Source organism: Gordonia sp. AC31 (genome assembly GCF_031844505.1).
Taxonomy (GTDB): Bacteria; Actinomycetota; Actinomycetes; order Mycobacteriales; family Mycobacteriaceae; genus Gordonia; species Gordonia hongkongensis.
The window spans coordinates 98,858-115,163 of the sequence record NZ_JAUZVK010000006.1; the positions used below are offsets into that span (position 1 = coordinate 98,858).

At 67.5% G+C, this 16,306-nt stretch carries 18 protein-coding genes; 6 read left to right on the forward strand and 12 right to left on the reverse strand.

Going from position 1 to position 16,306, the window contains the following annotated elements:
* Nucleotides 1-7: 7 nt before the first annotated feature.
* A complete protein-coding gene (locus tag Q9R39_RS09415; RefSeq protein ID WP_311277386.1) occupies nt 8-454 on the reverse strand; it encodes a hypothetical protein in 447 nt (148 codons plus the stop codon).
* Between the two features lie 158 nt (nt 455-612).
* Here Q9R39_RS09415 and Q9R39_RS09420 point away from each other — a divergent pair, with 158 nt between their 5' ends.
* Both Q9R39_RS09420 and Q9R39_RS09425 read left to right on the forward strand, forming a co-directional pair.
* Nucleotides 613-1,881 (forward strand): MFS transporter, encoded by a 1,269-nt coding sequence (locus tag Q9R39_RS09420; protein ID WP_311277387.1) that lies wholly within the window; start codon nt 613-615, stop codon nt 1,879-1,881.
* Nucleotides 1,882-1,925: 44 nt separating this feature from the next.
* A complete protein-coding gene (locus tag Q9R39_RS09425) occupies nt 1,926-3,002 on the forward strand; it encodes an isopenicillin N synthase family oxygenase (protein ID WP_078113448.1) in 1,077 nt (358 codons plus the stop codon).
* Nucleotides 3,003-3,020: 18 nt separating this feature from the next.
* Here the strand turns inward: Q9R39_RS09425 and Q9R39_RS09430 are convergent, their stop codons facing one another.
* From Q9R39_RS09430 to Q9R39_RS09455, 6 genes are all read right to left on the reverse strand, one after another.
* The gene (locus Q9R39_RS09430; RefSeq protein ID WP_311277388.1) at nt 3,021-4,085 is read right to left on the reverse strand and encodes an oxygenase MpaB family protein; all 1,065 of its coding nucleotides are present in this window, start codon (nt 4,083-4,085) and stop codon (nt 3,021-3,023) included.
* Nucleotides 4,086-4,139: 54 nt separating this feature from the next.
* Nucleotides 4,140-4,409: a DUF4235 domain-containing protein gene (locus Q9R39_RS09435; protein WP_058251595.1), complete on the reverse strand. Its 270-nt coding sequence runs from the start codon at nt 4,407-4,409 to the stop codon at nt 4,140-4,142.
* Between the two features lie 65 nt (nt 4,410-4,474).
* Nucleotides 4,475-4,732, reverse strand: coding sequence for a DUF3618 domain-containing protein (locus Q9R39_RS09440; RefSeq protein WP_058251594.1), 258 nt, complete (start codon nt 4,730-4,732; stop codon nt 4,475-4,477).
* Entirely contained in the window at nt 4,733-5,128 is a 396-nt protein-coding gene (locus Q9R39_RS09445; protein ID WP_035718303.1) for a phage holin family protein, read from the reverse strand.
* Nucleotides 5,129-5,254: 126 nt separating this feature from the next.
* Nucleotides 5,255-6,127 (reverse strand): biotin-dependent carboxyltransferase family protein, encoded by an 873-nt coding sequence (locus tag Q9R39_RS09450; RefSeq protein ID WP_265968814.1) that lies wholly within the window; start codon nt 6,125-6,127, stop codon nt 5,255-5,257.
* Entirely contained in the window at nt 6,124-6,789 is a 666-nt protein-coding gene (locus Q9R39_RS09455) for an allophanate hydrolase subunit 1 (RefSeq protein ID WP_265968816.1), read from the reverse strand. Before Q9R39_RS09455 ends, Q9R39_RS09450 begins: the two co-directional genes overlap by 4 nt.
* Before the next feature lie 125 nt (nt 6,790-6,914).
* Here Q9R39_RS09455 and Q9R39_RS09460 point away from each other — a divergent pair, with 125 nt between their 5' ends.
* The 4 genes from Q9R39_RS09460 to Q9R39_RS09475 all read left to right on the forward strand — a co-directional run bounded on the left by Q9R39_RS09460 (nt 6,915) and on the right by Q9R39_RS09475 (nt 10,978).
* Nucleotides 6,915-7,865, forward strand: a complete 951-nt coding sequence (locus tag Q9R39_RS09460) for a carbohydrate kinase (RefSeq protein ID WP_078113444.1) — start codon at nt 6,915-6,917, stop codon at nt 7,863-7,865.
* Between the two features lie 61 nt (nt 7,866-7,926).
* Complete coding sequence (locus Q9R39_RS09465) at nt 7,927-9,249, forward strand: citrate synthase (protein WP_078113443.1); 1,323 nt, start codon at nt 7,927-7,929, stop codon at nt 9,247-9,249.
* 56 nt (nt 9,250-9,305) lie between these two features.
* Complete coding sequence (locus Q9R39_RS09470; RefSeq protein ID WP_058251588.1) at nt 9,306-9,674, forward strand: FKBP-type peptidyl-prolyl cis-trans isomerase; 369 nt, start codon at nt 9,306-9,308, stop codon at nt 9,672-9,674.
* Between the two features lie 14 nt (nt 9,675-9,688).
* Entirely contained in the window at nt 9,689-10,978 is a 1,290-nt protein-coding gene (locus Q9R39_RS09475; RefSeq protein ID WP_311277443.1) for a deoxyribodipyrimidine photo-lyase, read from the forward strand.
* Nucleotides 10,979-11,000: 22 nt separating this feature from the next.
* Here the strand turns inward: Q9R39_RS09475 and Q9R39_RS09480 are convergent, their stop codons facing one another.
* From Q9R39_RS09480 to Q9R39_RS09500, 5 genes are all read right to left on the reverse strand, one after another.
* Nucleotides 11,001-12,698: a DUF222 domain-containing protein gene (locus Q9R39_RS09480; RefSeq protein ID WP_311277389.1), complete on the reverse strand. Its 1,698-nt coding sequence runs from the start codon at nt 12,696-12,698 to the stop codon at nt 11,001-11,003.
* A gap of 533 nt (nt 12,699-13,231) precedes the next feature.
* A complete protein-coding gene (locus Q9R39_RS09485; protein ID WP_211540088.1) occupies nt 13,232-14,461 on the reverse strand; it encodes an ABC transporter permease in 1,230 nt (409 codons plus the stop codon).
* A complete protein-coding gene (locus tag Q9R39_RS09490) occupies nt 14,458-15,354 on the reverse strand; it encodes an ABC transporter ATP-binding protein (protein ID WP_211540090.1) in 897 nt (298 codons plus the stop codon). Before Q9R39_RS09490 ends, Q9R39_RS09485 begins: the two co-directional genes overlap by 4 nt.
* Entirely contained in the window at nt 15,351-15,965 is a 615-nt protein-coding gene (locus Q9R39_RS09495) for a hypothetical protein (protein ID WP_058251584.1), read from the reverse strand. Before Q9R39_RS09495 ends, Q9R39_RS09490 begins: the two co-directional genes overlap by 4 nt.
* Entirely contained in the window at nt 15,962-16,285 is a 324-nt protein-coding gene (locus Q9R39_RS09500) for a helix-turn-helix transcriptional regulator (protein WP_058251583.1), read from the reverse strand. The genes Q9R39_RS09495 and Q9R39_RS09500 overlap by 4 nt, the downstream gene beginning before the upstream one ends.
* Between the last annotated feature and the right edge of the window lie 21 nt (nt 16,286-16,306).

Below are 16,306 nucleotides of genomic sequence, written 5' to 3' on the forward strand. Positions count from 1 at the left end.
CGGGCCGTCAGCGGTAGTCGAGGCGGTTCGGGTCGAGTCTGGCGATGCCGCACTGCGCCTGGGCGAAGATCGGTGCCCGATACACATGGTGCGCGACGCGTACGCCGTTCACCCAGATCGTGCACCGGGCATAACCGCCCCACGACGTGATGTTCGCGGCTGTCTGCTGTCGCTGCATGTGCGAGGTGAAAGTGGTTGTGGTCGACCACAACCGGGTCTTCGGATCGTAGTCGCGCAGGTTCATGCCCACGCGTCCCCCGCGAGGTGACATCCGGTTGTGACCGTCGACCCACCAGAAGCCGTACGCGCTCTGCTGATCCGACGCGACCTGCACCGTGATGCGATCGCCGGCCGTCGGATACCGCGGACCGGCCTGTGCCGTCCCCGGAACCGCGAGGCCGAGTACGACGGCCACCGCGACCGTCACCACCGTCATCCAGCGTCGAACACCCATGTGCATCCCCTTCTCCGAGCCCCGACCAAGGTGCAAGGTGCGCCTCGGGCGGAATGACCATAGCGGAGGGCAGCGACCATGCGACGGCACTGTCCACAGGCGGCCTTGTGGAGTGCCTGCGTGGCCGGACGTCGGCGGGCGGTCCTAGCATCATGGAAATGCCCCGCCTCCTCGCCGACACCGCGCCCCTGCGCAACCAGTACTTCCGGCGGCTGTGGCTGGCGAACATCGTGACCGTGATCGGCGCACAGCTGAGCGTGGTCGCCGTGCCGGCACAGATCTACGAGGTCACCGGCAGTTCGGCCTATGTCGGCCTGACCGGTGTGTTCGGCCTCGTCCCGCTCGTCGTCTTCGGATTGTGGGGCGGCGCGCTGGCCGACGTCGTCGATCGCCGCACCCTGTTGATCATCACGACCACCGGTCTCATCGTCTGCAGTGCACTGTTCTGGGCCCAGGCCGCGGTTGGCGGGCAGAATGTCTGGATCGTGTTGGTGCTCTTTGCTGTTCAGCAGGCGTTTTTCGCCGTCAACCAACCGACGCGGACCGCGGTGCTCCCACGACTGCTCGACACCAAGGACCTGCCCGCCGCGCTGTCGTTGAACATGACGGTCATGCAGGCGGGTGCCATCGCCGGGCCGCTGGTCGGTGGGTCGCTGATCCCGGTGCTCGGGTACTCGCTGCTGTACTTCGTGGACACCCTGTTTCTCTTGCCGACGCTCATCGCCGTGATCATGCTGCCGTCCCTGCGGCCGGAGAGTGACGCCGCGCCCAAGGTCGCGGGACTGCGTTCGGTCATCGACGGCCTTCGGTACCTGGCCGGGCACAAGATCCTCCTGGCGTCCTTCCTCGTCGACCTCATCGCCATGATCTTCGGCATGCCGCGGGCACTGTTCCCGCAGATGGCCCACGAGAACTTCGGCGGTCCCGAGGGCGGCGGGATCGCCTTCGCCCTGCTGTTCACGGCGATCGCCGCGGGTGCCGTCGTCGGCGGGATCTTCTCGGGGTGGGTCGCGCGCGTGCAGCGACAGGGTCTCGCCGTCATCGTGTGCATCATCATCTGGGGTCTCGCGATCACCGGGACCGGGATCGCGGTGTCGTTCGCCGACGGTACGGCCATGCCGATGCTCGTCGTGGCGGTCGTGCTGCTGATGATCGGCGGCGCGGCCGACATGGCGTCGGCGGCGTTCCGCCAGACCATCCTGCTGGCTGCCGCGACCGACGAGGTCCGTGGCCGGCTGCAGGGTGTGTTCATCGTGGTGGTGGCCGGCGGCCCGCGGATCGCCGACGTCGCCCATGGCGCCGCAGCCGCCTCGATCGGGGTCGCCGCCGCGACAGCATTCGGCGGCATCGCGGTCGTGATCGCGACGATCATCGCGGCGTTGCTGATCCCGGCCTTCGTGCACTATCGCGCCGGTCAGCGGACCTGAGAACGGGTTCCGCCGACCAGCGCAGCCTCGCAATCGGTGCCACCATGGACGCCATGACCGCCGCCCCTGCCACCGGATTCGACGTGCCGCTCATCGACATCTCGCCGTATACGCGGAACGGCGATCCCGCCGATCGGGCCGTGGTCGCGGCGAGGTTCGACGACGCGGCGAGTTCGGTCGGCTTCATCCAGGTCGTGGGGCACGAGATACCGGCGGCGGTGATCGACGAGTTCACCGCGGTCATGGACGACTTCTTCGCCCTTCCACTCGAGCTGAAGAAGACCTACCGCACGCCTCCCGAGATCAACCGGGGATACGCACCACCGAAGTCGGAGTCTCTCTCCCTGTCGCTGGGCGTCGAGTCCGCAGGGCGTATGAACGACTTCTTCGAGGCGTTCAACGTCGGTGTCGAGGCGACGCAGTACCCCGAACTCGACCTGCCGGCCGACCAGTACGCGACGAACACCTGGCCGGCGGTCGCCCACTTCCAGGCGGCGGTCTCGGCGTACTTCGGCGAGGCCAGACGCGTCGCGCACACTCTGACGAGGATCTTCGCCGACGCCCTCGACCTGCCCGCGGACTTCTTCGAGGGATTCACCGACCACTCGCTCGACGTGCTGCGGATGAACAACTACGCCCTGCCCCCGGGCGAGATCGAACTCGACGGCGAGCTGACCGGCATGGGGGAGCACACCGACTACGGCATCGTGACGGTGCTGTGGGCCGACCAGGTCAGGGGTCTCCAGGTCCTCGACCAGGGCGGTGTATGGCACGACGTGACCCCCGCCGACGGTGCCCTGCTCATCAACCTCGGTGACCTCATGGCGCGCTGGACCAACGAGCGCTGGACGTCGACCCTGCATCGGGTGAAGCCGCCGGTTGTCGACGGCACGGTGGAGCGGCGTCGATCGGCGGCCTACTTCCACGACGGAAACCTCGACGCCATGATCACGACGCTGCCGTCGTGCGTCGGAGCCGGCAGTCGCTATTCGCCGATCACCGTCGGCGAGCACATCGGCGCCAAGCTCGCCGGCTCGCGCGCGGGGCGTCCCAATCCGCATGCCAGTCGTGAGGCGGGCCGCGTCCGGCAGGCGATGCGCCGGAGTCAGGGGCAGCAGTAGACGACAGGTCGGGGCGTCTCAGTCCGCAGTGAGCACACCCGGGTACGACGCTCGCCGCGCGGCTGTCACCGGGCAATAGTGCATCGGGTTGTCGCGTTCGGTGTCCGGCGGAAGATTGCGTTTGGGCGTGTGCACGATCGGTGCATCCACGGCGACCTTGCCGTGCACGCGATCCCACGCATCGCGCGGTCGGGGGTGGCGCAGTGCCCGCTTGGGTAGGAGCTTGTGCATCACGAGGTTGATGCCCTTACCCACCAGACGGAATCGACGTTCGTCCTTGTCGGTCCACTCGAGCCCGAGGATCTCGCGGATCGGCTCGTCGTAGAACCCGGTGGTCAGCCACATGAACAGTTTCTGGTTCTGCGGCACCAGGTACCGGTCCCACAGCCACGTCGGGATGAAGCTCAGGAACGGCGGGGGCGGCAGCTGGGTGATGTCGAGGACCGTGCGGACCGACACGTGATCACGAAGCACGTTGCGGCACATGTGGTTCCAATACTCCAGGAAGTCCTCGTAGGTCTCCGGGACGGGACGCATGGAGACGCCGTACTGGGCGTACCATGCTTTGGACTCCTCGAAGAGCTGACGCTTCTGGTCCTCGGTGAGGAAGGGGCCGAAGCGTTCGCACAGTCGGACGTTGCCGTACCAGAACGTGGCGTGGGCCCAGTAGAAGACGTCGGGATCCAATGCGTGATAGCGGGACCCGTCCTCCATGGTGCCCTTGACGGTGAGGTGGTAGTCGCGCACCTCTTCCCCCGTCCGGGCACCCGGGATGACGGAGTCGAAGACGACGCCGCTGATCGGGTACAGGGAGCGCATCAGGCGCTGCCACCGTTCGCCGAAGAAGTCCGAGTGGTCCCACACCGCCGCACCCAGCTTGGGATGCATGTTCTGGATCGACCCGGCCCACAGACCTTGGAACATCCCCGTCCAGGTCCCCCAGATCTGCCAGGTCAGCGAATCCGGGCCAAGGGGTTCGTAGCCGTGTGTCGCCGACGACGCCGCGCCGGCCGGGCAGGTGGCCTCGGCCGACGCGGCGTCGACGGGACAGGTGTCCTGGGAAGCGTGCAGAACCTCGGCCATGAGACGAAACGATAGGTTCGTCTCACTCGGGTGTCAACCGAGGTCTACCGGGAGTCACTCCGGATTCTCGTGGGTCACCGCCCGGTACCCGCGCGCTCCGGCGCGGTCGACGGCGGCGCGAACGAGACCGAACACGAGTCCTTGCAGCGCGGCGGCCACGAGAACCTCGGTGTTGCTGCGCTCGAGATCCTTGGGATCGGGCGCCGACTCGTCGTCGGAGATCCGCTTCCAGATCTGCCCGAACACCGCGCCGGCGGCGATACCGCCGAGCACGCTGGTCGCGAGGGACATCGGTTTGTACATCGCCTTCGATACGGCACTCATGACAGCTCCTTGCTCTTGGCTCGACTACAACCGCCCTACGGCGGACTCTCAGCGACGACGGCCGGTCAGCGACGACGGCGGCGGATCACGATGAACGCGCCCAGCGCCACCACCGCGGCGACGGCCGCACCGATCAACACGGTCTGGTTCTCCTGGGCCTTCACCTGCGCGGTATGCGCGGTTTTCGACGCCGCCTCGTTCACCCGCGCCGGGACATCCAGCTTGGCCGCGAGAGCGTCGACCGTCTCGGCCAGCTCCTCCCGCTGGTGTTCGATCGGTGGCGGATCGTCGGTCGGATTCTGGTCGGGATGTGTCTCGCTCATCTACAGGTGCTCCTTCACAGTCGCCACGTCACGCTGGACACTCTCGACGGTTCGCTCCGGTGCCGGGGGCACAGCGGATTTCGCGCGCTTGGCGCCGATCGCCGCGGCGGCCCCGCCGATGACCAGCAGCACGACGCCGACGATCACCGCTGCCAGCCACGCCGGCACGGCGTTCGCCAGTCCGAGCACGGCCGCCGCGACCAGCGTGCCGAGGCCGAACAACACCAGCAGCGTGCCCGCGCCGGAAATCCCCGCACCCACCCCGATCCGGGTGCCCTTGCCCTTCATCTCCGCGACGGCGTGCTGCAGTTCGGTCTTCACCAGGGTCGTCGTCTGCTGTTGCAGACGTTCGACGAGTTGCACGGTCGACAAGTCGTTCACAGACGGATCACTCACGCTCGTACCTCCTATCGGGACGCTCGTATGCATTCCCGCGGCGGTCGAAGCCGAAACGTCGTGTCCGCGCGATCAGCACCGACGGAATCGGATCTCCGATCAGCATCGACGAAATCGGATCTCCGATCAGCTCCGACGAAATCGGATCTCCGATCCGGGCACCAGCTGCGCGGCCAGGTCCACCGCGCCCGCGGCGAGGACCGCCACCACGGGGTAGCCGCCGGTGACCGGGTGATCGGCGAGGAAGATCACCGGACGGCCGCTGGGCGGGACCTGGACCGACCCGTGGGCGATCCCCTCCGAACGGAGCTCGGCGGCGCCGGCGCGATGGGCGAGGAGCGGCTGCGCCGATCCCTCCGCGCGGTCGATCCGCACCCCGACCCGATTGCTGTCGGACCCGACCAGCCACGTTCCGACGAACAGGTCGGACGGCAACTCGAGATGCCCGGCCCGCGGACCCTCGTGGCACTCCAGCACGACGACACGCGGGTGCTCGCGGTCGGCGGGGGCGGACAGAGCGGTGGGCCAGTCGCCGGCCGCATCGCCCACGGGCAGACGGTCGTCCGTGCCGAGAGGTGGCGGTCCGAGCCCGGACAGCGTATCGGTCGACCGGGAACCCAGTGCGGGCTCGACGTCGATCCCACCCCGCACGGCGATGTAGTTGCGCAACCCCCAGCCAGGGGTGTCGAGCGCCAGCTCGTCACCGCCGCGCAGTACCAGTGCCGCGGCGAGCCCCGCGGGGACCCCGTTGTGGCGCACCACGGTATCCGCCCCGGTGACCGCCACCAGGACGTCGGCGTCGACGCATGCCCGGAACCCGCCCAGCGTCGTCTCGACGACTGCCGCCCACTCCGCGTTGCCCACAAGGCGATTGGCCAGCGCGAGGGCCCCACGATCAGCTCCGCCGGAACCGGGGACACCGAGATCGGCGTAGCCCGGTCGGCCGTGGTCCTGAACAGTCGCGAGGGGTCCCGTCGCGAGAACGGTCAGCGCGGTCATGTGCCGTCGCGTCCGGCGTCGACGAAGCGGACCACCCGGCCCGCAGTGAGCCGGGCGGGGGGATCGGCACCGGCATCCCACAGCCGAACATCGGTGCGGCCCAGCAACTGCCAACCGCCGGGACTCGACCTCGGGTACACCGCGCTGTACCCGGCGGCAATCGCGACCGACCCCTCCGGGACATTCGTGCGGGCCTCCCGGCGTCGGCCGACGGCGTCGAACGGATGCGCTGCCTCGTCGTCGGCGACGAGATACCCGAAACCCGGTGCGAAGCCCATGAACTGGACGCGCCATCGGGTGCGACAGTGCAGCCCGATCACCTCGTCGGTCGTCATCTCCAGTGTTGCAGCGACATCCGGGAGGTCGGCACCGTCGTAGACGACCGGGATGACGATCTCGTGGGTGCTGTGGGTGTCGGGATCGCCCGCGCGCTTCCGACGCCGGAGCGCCCGGCGGACACCGAGTTCGTCCAGCCCGCGGCCGGGACGGGCCTGGACCAGGACGGTGTGCGCGCTGGGCACGAGGTCGGTGACCTCGGGGAGTTCACCACCCCGGATCGCTTCGCGGAGCGCCGCGACCGCGCTGAGTACGGCGGCCGACGGTGAGTCGTCGGCCGAGAAGTCGAGGACCACCGCGTCGGGGCCCGCCGGCAGTTCGTGCATCCAACGAACTTACCCCGCGCGACACGGTGTCCCACCGATTGAACTCGGGCGGAGGGGCCTGCGTCCGGTGGCAGACTCAGAGAGGACGGGCGCGGGATGGCCGACGCGGAACGTGAGGAGAGACAGTGAGAGAGATCGTCGTCTGCGGTGAGGCGCTCGTCGATGTCGTACAGCAGGGCGGTGGCCGGCACGACGCGACCGCCGGCGCTCTGGCGCCGTTGCAGCCCGCCCTCGGGGGTGGCCCGTTCAATGTGGCAATCACGCTGGGCCGGTTGGGGAGTGCGGTCTCTCTGCTGTCCGCGGTGTCCACCGACACCTATGGCGATGCGGTCCTCGACGCACTCCGGGCCGCCGGCGTGGGAACCGCGTTGGTCCAGCGTCGTGACGAGCCCACCTCGTTGGCCCTGGCGACCATCGCCGACGACGGTTCGGCGCACTACTCCTTCTATGTGGAGGGCACCGCGGATCGCGCGATCGGCGATCCCGGCGCACTGCCGCCGACGGTGGCGGCGGTGACCTTCGGGACCCTATCTCTGGTCCTGGAGCCCGGTGCCACGGTGTACGAGAACCTGATGCGCAGATGCCGGGCCGAGGGCCGAGTCGTGGTGTTGGACCCGAACATCCGGCCCGCGGTCATCGCGGACCCCGAGGCCTATCGTCGGCGCTTCCGGAGCTGGATGTCGTCGGTGGACGTGGTCAAACTGTCCGACGAGGACGCGGCCTGGCTCAACAAGGGGTCCGCGGGAAGTTCGACGACAGACTGGCTGGCCGACGGCGTCGCCGCGGTGGTCACCACGGCGGGAGCCTCGGGCATCACCGTCCGGACCGCGGTCGGTGAGGTGAGTTCGCCGGCGCCGGCCGTCGACGTCGTCGACACGATCGGTGCCGGGGACAGCGTGCTCGGGGGCCTTGTCAACCACCTGGATCGGCGTGGTCGACTCACGCCCGGAGCAGTGCGATCCCTGACCCTCCAGCAGTGGCGGGAAGCGGCTGAATTCGCAGCTCACGTGGCTGCGGTGACGGTCTCGAGGCCCGGCGCCGACCCTCCGTGGGCGGGCGAGCTGAGAAGCGACTAGGTTGTACCTGTGTGTCCTACCCGGTCACTGTAAAAATCTCTGATCTGAATAAGGGGTTCGTGTGTCTGCTGAAACAGTCCCAGCCGACCAGGCGTCCGACACGGCCTCAGCGACCTTCACCTACCCCGGTGGACAGCTGGAGCTCCCGATCCTGAAGGCCACCGAGGGCACCGACTCGGTCGCGCTCGGCAAATTCCTGGCCGAGACCAATCTGACCACCTTCGACGGTGGCTTCGTGAACACCGCGTCGACCAAGTCGGCCATCACCTACATCGACGGTGACGCCGGCATCCTGCGCTACCGCGGAATCCCGATCGACCAGCTGGCCGAGAAGTCGACCTTCATCGAGGTGAGCTACCTGCTCATCTACGGGGAGCTCCCGACTCCGTCGCAGCTCGAGGACTTCACCACCAAGATCCAGCGCCACACCCTCCTGCACGAGGACCTCAAGCGCTTCTTCGACGGATTCCCCCGCAACGCGCACCCGATGCCGGTGCTGTCGAGTGCGGTCAACGCGCTGTCGGCCTACTACCAGGACTCGCTCGATCCCAAGGACGACGAGCAGGTCGAGCTGTCGACGATCCGCCTCCTCGCGAAGCTGCCGACCATCGCGGCGTATGCGTACAAGAAGTCGGCGGGACAGCCGTTCCTGTATCCCGACAACTCGCTGAGCCTCGTCGAGAACTTCCTGCGGATGACCTTCGGCTTCCCCGCGGAGCCCTACGAGGTCAACCCCGAGGTCGCCAAGGCCCTCGACATGCTGTTCATCCTGCATGCCGATCACGAGCAGAACTGTTCCACCTCGACCGTCCGCCTGGTGGGCTCGTCGCAGGCCAACCTGTTCACGTCGATCTCCGGCGGCATCAACGCGCTCTGGGGCCCGCTGCACGGCGGCGCCAACCAGGCCGTGCTCGAGATGCTCGACGACATCCGGGCCGACGGTGGCGACACCAAGGACTTCATGAAGCGGGTGAAGAACAAGGAGGCCGGCGTCAAGCTGATGGGCTTCGGTCACCGCGTCTACAAGAACTACGACCCGCGCGCCGCCATCGTGAAGAAGACCGCCGACACGATCCTGGAATCGCTTGGCGTGCAGGACGACCTGCTCGACATCGCCAAGGGTCTCGAAGAGGTCGCCCTCAACGACGACTACTTCATCGAGCGCAAGCTGTACCCGAACGTGGATTTCTACACCGGTGTCATCTACCGTGCGATGGGCTTCCCGACGCGCATGTTCACCGTGCTGTTCGCGCTGGGACGCCTGCCGGGATGGATCGCGCACTGGCGCGAGATGCACGAGGACCCGACCACCAAGATCGGCCGTCCGCGTCAGCTCTACACCGGCTACACCGAACGCGACTACGTGCAGATGGGCGATCGCTGAGCGACCGTTCCGACGCACCGCCTGACCGCCGAACACCCGACTCAAAGGAGAGTCCAGTGACCAGCACCGAGAAGCCAGTGGTCGAGTTCCAGGCGGGACCCCCGCCGGCCGACCTCACCATCTCCGACCTCATCGTCGGCGAGGGCGAGGAAGCCGCTCGCGGCGGCATCGTCGACGTCCACTACGTCGGGGTCGACTACGAGACGGGCGAAGAGTTCGATTCGTCGTGGGATCGCGGCCAGTCGGCCAACTTCCCGCTGGACCGGTTGATCCCGGGCTGGCAGGAGGGCATCCCCGGGATGAAGGTCGGCGGACGCCGCCAGCTGACGGTTCCGCCCGAGCTGGCCTACGGCTCCGCCGGTGCCGGACACCGTCTCTCGGGACGGACCCTCGTGTTCGTCATCGACCTGCTCGGAGTGGGCTGACGTCCGCCACCGAACTGGTCTGGCTCAGGCGCGATCTACGCCTGAGTGACCTCCCGCCGCTCGCCGCGGCCGCCTCGAGGACCGATTCGTCGGTCCTCGTGTGCTTTGTGGTGGACCCGCGGCTGGAGAAGTCCGCGGGCGAGCGGCGGCTCGCGTTCCTGTTCGACTCCCTGCGGGAACTGGACGACAAGCTCGACGGCAAGCTGCTGGTCGTGCGGGGCCGACCCGAGGTCGAGATCCCGAAGCTGGCCCGGGCGGTCGACGCCGAACGGGTGCACATCTCCGAGGACTTCGCCCCGTTCGGCCGCCGACGCGACGAGGCCGTCGCCGACGCGCTCGGCGACATCGAGCTCGTGGCGACCGGGTCGCCGTACCTCGTCTCACCCGGTCGCGTCACCAAAGACGACGGGGAGCCGTACAAGGTGTTCACCCCGTACTTCAAGCGGTGGCGTGACCACGGCTGGCGTGCGCCCGCCGACTCGTCGGTGCCTGCGAAGAAGATCGTCGACCCGTCGGACCTGACGAAGACCGGGCGCATCAAGGTACCGAAGTCGCCGACCGGTTTGTCGTTGCCCGCCGGTGAAGACGCGGCGCTCGAGCGGTGGGCCGAGTACGTCGACAACGGTCTCGCCGACTACGACTCCGGCCGCAACGATCCCGCGGGTGACAGCACCAGCCGGATGTCGGCGTATCTCAAATACGGCAACATCCATCCCCGCACGATGGCCGCCGATCTCGGCAAGGGCAAGGGGCCGCAAGCGTATCTACGCGAACTCGCCTTCCGCGACTTCTACGCCGACGTGCTGTTCCACTGGCCACATAGCTTGTGGCACAACTGGAATCGACAGTTCGACGGCATCGACCTCGACACCGACAAGAAGGCCTACGAGCGTTTCGACGCGTGGAAGGCAGGGCGTACCGGTTTTCCGCTCGTCGACGCCGGGATGCGTCAGCTCGCGGAGACCGGGTACATGCACAATCGGGTGCGCATGGTGACCGCGTCCTTCCTCGTCAAGGACCTGCACCTGCCGTGGTGGTGGGGAGCGGAATGGTTCCTCGAGCAGCTCATCGACGGTGACATGGCGTCGAACAACCACGGCTGGCAGTGGGCCGCCGGTACGGGAACCGATGCGGCGCCGTACTTCCGGGTGTTCAACCCCGAGGCGCAGGCCAAAAAGTTCGATCCCGACGGCGAGTACATCCGACGCTGGGTCGGTGACGTCGACGCCGACGACTATCCCGAGCCGATGGTCGATCACAAGGCCGAGCGTGAGGAAGCGCTCCGGCGTTTCGGCCAGATCTAGCTGACCTCAGAGGACAAGTCCGTCAGAATGGTGGCGGGTTCTCGAGGAAGTCGCGACGGTCGGCTTCGAGTTCGGCCTCGCGTCGTTTCTTGTTTCGGGCGCGTTCTTGTCGCCGGCGGGCCAGTTTGGCGTCCAGTCGGCTGTGCGTGCGCTCCGGGTTGTCGTCGGAGGTGATGACGTGTGGTGTGGGTGGGGCTTGGGCGGCTTGCTCGAACCGGATCCGCCGCAGGTTCGGGAAGGTGTCTTCCAGCGTTTCGGCATCCCCGGGCAGGGTGACCCCTTCGGGGGTCTCGTAGTCGGTGACCAGGCGGCCGTCGTCGTCGCGGTACTGCACATCAACCCAGTCCCCGTGGGTCTTCATCAGGTGACCGGGACGGCATTTGGCGTTGAGGTTCTCACTCGACGTCGCCCCACCGCGGGCGGGGTCGGTGTGGTCGTACTCGGTGACGTGGTCGAGATCGCACGCGAACGCTGAACGAGTACAGCCGGGTTCGGTGCAATACCCGTCCCGCACCCGCACGAAATCGGCGCACGACGTGGTGGGCCGGTACCCGTTGCCGGGATGGGTCGCCGGGTAGACCACTGCGACCGATGCGGCGGTGGCATCGGTCGAGTCGCCGAAGTGCGTTGCGGTGGAATGATTCTCGCTGTCGGCTCGGGTGTCGTCGGCTGGTGCCGGGCGTTGCGCGCTCCGCCGCTGGTCATCGTCGTTGGTGCTGGGGGCGACGTAGGTGGGTTGGGTGCGGGCGGGGGTGACCGGGGTCAGGGTGGCGTCCGGGCGGGCGGCGAGGTCACGGACGTGTTCGTCGCTGATGATGCCGTGTTCGTCGAGGAACCCGACCCCGGGTGCCCCGGCCAGGGTGGCGGCATCGGTGACCACGTGGATCACGATCTCGGCGCGGACCGCGTCGAGGACGCTCTGTGGGTCCGGGATGTCGGCAGTGCACGGCTGTTCATCGTCGCACTGGCAGTCGAAGCTGGTGCGGGTCAACAGCGCGAACATCGCATCGGATCGTCGTATCCCCTGGGTGCGGGCATCCCGCTTGCAGACCGTGTCGGCGAGGATGGCGACGGCTTTGGCCGAGATCCGCACGTTTTCCGCCGACATCACGGCGGTGAGTTCGGCGGTGCCGTCGGGCAGTTCGTGGGTCCACACCCCACGTTGATCCATCGCGTCTTGGCGGCGTTGGCGTACCGCGTCGGGGTCGTGGCGGAACACGAGGCGGTCGACCATGTCCCGCAGGCGCGCCCGATCCCACACACCTGTTCGGCGACGCACAGTGTCGGCGATCTCGGCATCCAACGCGGGGGTGATCGGGTCATCGGTAGGGATCAGTTCGGTGCGGGAGATGACCAACCGGATCTGCCACTGCGACAGGACCCCGTCACGCAGGGTGTCGGCAACCTCGGGGAGCCGATCCCGCAGCGCGATCGCCTCATCGATCAGGGTTTCGGCATGCCGTCGCGACACCCCGGCCTGGCGGGCGATGCGGGCCGCGCAATCGGCATGGCCGTCCATCACGAACCCGGACGCGCTGGTGGTGATCAGGCGGTCGGTCATCGCTGCGATCGTCTGATACTGGTGCCAGGCGAGGTAGGACTCGCCGCGCCGGGTGGCGTCGAGGCCGGCCATCAACATGACCATGTCGGACTCGGCGGCGTGGGCAGGATCGACCCCGGCGACGAACTCGCCCGGTAGATCGATCCACGCCTTCACCACGCCCCCCGACGCCTGTCCACCCACCCGCTGCGACCAGGTGATCCGTTGAAAAACAATGTAAACCCGACCACCGACAATTCCGGATGAGTCTCCACAGGAGTGACATCGTTGTCGACGAAATAGATTCTGGGCGTTGCGGTATGGTGCCGCCCGGGTTGTCGATGGCTGAGATCGTCGGGTCGCCGAGTGGTTTCGACACGGCGACTCGCCTAGCGGCTCGTTGCCGGCTCAACCAGCGGGGGTGGGCGACTCGCCTAGCGGCTCGTTGCCGGCTCAACCAGCGGGGGGCGACTCGCCTAGCGGCTCGTTGCCGGCTCAACCAGCGCAGGGGGGGTATCGGCTCGACCAGCGGAGGGCGCGGCGAAGGGTCCTGTCACGCATCGCAACAGGACCCTTCGTGACGCTCGCAAGCTCGCTCCTCAGGGATCGGAGGGTGACGCTCGCAAGCTCGCTCCTCAGGGATCGGAGGGTGACGCTCGCAAGCTCGCTCCTCAGGGATCGGAGGGTGACGCTCGCAAGCTCGCTCCTCAGGCTCAGCGGGCGAGCTTGAGTACCTCGCCCCAGCCGATCCGCGAGCCGGTGCGCAGGATGGACCGCTGGTAGATCCGCGCGGCGATCCAGGTGGCGGCCGCGCACGCGGCGCCCATCAGGCCGAAGGTGACGATGATCTGGACGGCATCGGTGTCACCGGTCGCGATGCGCATCGGCATGAGTGCCGCGCTGAACGGCGGTATCCAGCTGAGCACCTCGATCAACGTCGAATCCATTGCCTGCACACCGAAGATGCCGGAGTACAGCACCGCGACCGCGAGGAATGTCAGCGGCGCGGACGACGAGTTCAGCTCCTCCTGCCGGGAGACGATGGCCCCGGTTGCCGCGTAGAGCGAGGAGAAGAACAGGAAGCCGAGGAGGAACCAGGCGATCACCGCCGCGAACATCCCGATGGCGGCGCCCGGAAGGGTGAGGATTCCGGTCGCGGTGCCCGCGATCAGCGCGGTGGCACCGAGCAGCACCACCTGCCCGAGGGCGACCACACCGATGCCGATGATCTTGCCCCACAGCAGATGCAGCGGCTTGATGGTCGCCAGGAGCAGTTCCACGACGCGCGACGTCTTCTCCTCGACGACGCCGACGGCGACCATCGTGCCGCCCATCATGATCGCGGTGACGAGCAGCACCACCCCGACCATCGCGATGAGCAGGCGCTGTCCCTCGTCGGGGTTGTCCGGTTCGGTCTGCGAGACCGAGATGTCCACGGTCGGCAGGGTGGCGGAATCGACACCGCGTTCGGCCAGTGCCGCAGAGAGATTCGCCTGCGACACCGCGGTGCGGATCGGGCCCTCCACAGCCGGTTCGAGGCTGTCCTTGGTGATGATCACATACGATCCCGGCGTCTCTCCGGGCACCAGCGCGGCCTTCACGTCGCCGCTGTTGACCCGATCGCGTGCCTGTTCGACGGTGTCGGCCGGCTCGGTGGCGATCGTCGTGCCGGAGGCCTCACCGATGGAGACGATGGATTCGGTGACGGCGGCCGGCTGACCCACGACGGCGACCTTCTCGACGTCGTCGCCGCCGGAGAACAGGTTGATGATGATGGACCCGGCGACGATCACGATCATCAGCAGCGCGGTACTGACGACGAAGGACTTGGTCTTGGCGCGCGTGGTGATCTCGCGGCCGGCGACGAGTCGGATCGCCTGTGCGGCAGATGCTCTCGGATCGGAACCGGTGGTTGCCACCGGGGTGTCGGGTAGCGTGGTCATGCGGAAACCACCTCTCGGAACAGGTCGGTCAGGGACGGGGTCGAGGTCGCGAACCGGTGCACCGGCCCGTTCCGGAGGGCGGTCGCCAGGATCAGCTGATCGTCGGCGATATCCGGGTCGATCAGCAGGCGGGTCGTCTCGCCGTAGTCGACGCCGCGGACACCGGGCAGGGAGTCGGCCCACGCGACATCGGCACGCGGCCCGGTGATCTCGAGGGTGATGCCCTCGCGTGCACGCAGGTCGTCGACCGTGCCGAGGGCGCGCATCTCACCGCGCGCGATGATGCCGACACGGTTGCAGAGCCGCTGGACGAGGTCGAGTTGGTGCGAGGAGAAGATCACCGGGATGCCCTCGGCTGCCTTCTCTTTGAGCACGTCGCTCATCACGTCGACCGCGACGGGGTCCAGGCCGGAGAAGGGCTCGTCGAGTACCAGGACGCTGGGATCGTGGACCAGGGCGGCGGCGAGCTGGACCCGCTGCTGGTTGCCGAGGCTCAGGTCGGCGACGTTGTCGTCGTGGCGGGCGCCCACGCCGAGGCGGTCGGTCCACCGCTTGACGGAGTCCTGCGCCTCGGCCGCCGACATCCCGTGCAGCCGTGCGAGAAAGGTCAGCTGTTCGCCGACTTTCATCTTGGGGTACAGGCCTCGCTCCTCGGGCATGTACCCGATTCGACGACGCAGATCGAGGTCGATCGGCTGGGTGCCGAGGCGAACCTCTCCGGCATCGGCGGCCAGCACGCCGAGGATTATGCGCATGGTGGTGGACTTGCCGGCGCCGTTGCTGCCGACGAACCCGAAGATCTCACCCGGGTCGACGGAAAAGGTCATGTCGCGCAGCGCGATGAGGTCTCCATACCGTTTGTGGAGCCCGTCGACGATCAGTGGTGCGGTCATTGCGCACTCTCCTCACTGGGAATGGTTGTCGTATCCGATGGCAGTGCTTCGAGATCCTCGGGGTCCGGATCCGCCATCCACCAGGCGGTGAGCATGGTCGGTACGCAGATCGCGGCCAGGACGAGCGTGATGAGCAGGATGGCCGATCCGTAGACCGCCTGGCCGGACACCTGGTCGTCGAAGCTGAGGACGACCAGCACCGCGTACGGGATGAACATCAGGCTGTACAGAACGGTGAAACCGATGGAACGCGCCGAATTGCGTTGCGCCACCTGGATCTCATCGAGAGCGGTGACCGGCGTGTCGGCGATCGACCCGGTGACGATCCGCGTCAGGTACAGGGTCGTGATGATGCCGGCGAGTCCGATCAGGAAGGGCACCAGAAAGATACCGGTGTCGAAGAACGCGAGAATCGAGCTGAGGATCAGCAGGATGGCGAAGAACGCCTGCACGAGCACGAGTCGTCGATAGGTTCGCCGGGTGCGCCACGAGGTGAGGCGGTGTGCGTTCTTGTCGTTGAACTCCTGGTGCCGGCGGCCCCGCCACTCCTCGTAGCGGCGCCAGAGGGCGGGTGTGGCCTCCTCGGGGATGGCCGAATTGGGGTCGTTCATCGTTCACCTCCGGACTCGTCGGTGTGGGTGGCTGGGTGCAGTTCTTGACGGGGCGACGATTGGCGCCGGTACAGCGCCGACGACATCGCCTCGAACTCGTGCCGGCTGAACACCGCCTCCACCGGTAAATCGAAGACGTCGCAGATGCGGAACGCCAGGTCGAGGCTGGGGTAGTTGTCGCCGCGCTCGAGTGCGCCCACCGATTGGACGTTGATGCCGACGACTGCGGCGAGTTCGGCCCGCGACATCCGACGCTCCGCCCGCAGCACGCCGATGCGGTTGTAGATGGGGAGCTTTTCCCCACGGCGTATTGGACTCACCTGACTCAGTGTTGTGAAAAC

Bases quoted from the DNA above. Each gene is read 5' to 3' on its own strand.
- Q9R39_RS09455 (WP_265968816.1), bottom strand. From the start codon at position 6,789: ATGCACGAACTGCCGGCGGGCCCCGACGCGGTGGTCCTCGACTTCTCG.
- Q9R39_RS09415 (WP_311277386.1), bottom strand. From the start codon at position 454: ATGGGTGTTCGACGCTGGATGACGGTGGTGACGGTCGCGGTGGCCGTC.
- Q9R39_RS09495 (WP_058251584.1), bottom strand. From the start codon at position 15,965: ATGAACGACCCCAATTCGGCCATCCCCGAGGAGGCCACACCCGCCCTC.
- Q9R39_RS09420 (WP_311277387.1), top strand. From the start codon at position 613: ATGCCCCGCCTCCTCGCCGACACCGCGCCCCTGCGCAACCAGTACTTC.
- Q9R39_RS09440 (WP_058251594.1), bottom strand. From the start codon at position 4,732: ATGAGCGAGACACATCCCGACCAGAATCCGACCGACGATCCGCCACCG.
- Q9R39_RS09425 (WP_078113448.1), top strand. From the start codon at position 1,926: ATGGACGCCATGACCGCCGCCCCTGCCACCGGATTCGACGTGCCGCTC.
- Q9R39_RS09430 (WP_311277388.1), bottom strand. From the start codon at position 4,085: ATGGCCGAGGTTCTGCACGCTTCCCAGGACACCTGTCCCGTCGACGCC.
- Q9R39_RS09485 (WP_211540088.1), bottom strand. From the start codon at position 14,461: ATGACCACGCTACCCGACACCCCGGTGGCAACCACCGGTTCCGATCCG.
- Q9R39_RS09450 (WP_265968814.1), bottom strand. From the start codon at position 6,127: ATGACCGCGCTGACCGTTCTCGCGACGGGACCCCTCGCGACTGTTCAG.
- Q9R39_RS09490 (WP_211540090.1), bottom strand. From the start codon at position 15,354: ATGACCGCACCACTGATCGTCGACGGGCTCCACAAACGGTATGGAGAC.
- Q9R39_RS09435 (WP_058251595.1), bottom strand. From the start codon at position 4,409: ATGAGTGCCGTATCGAAGGCGATGTACAAACCGATGTCCCTCGCGACC.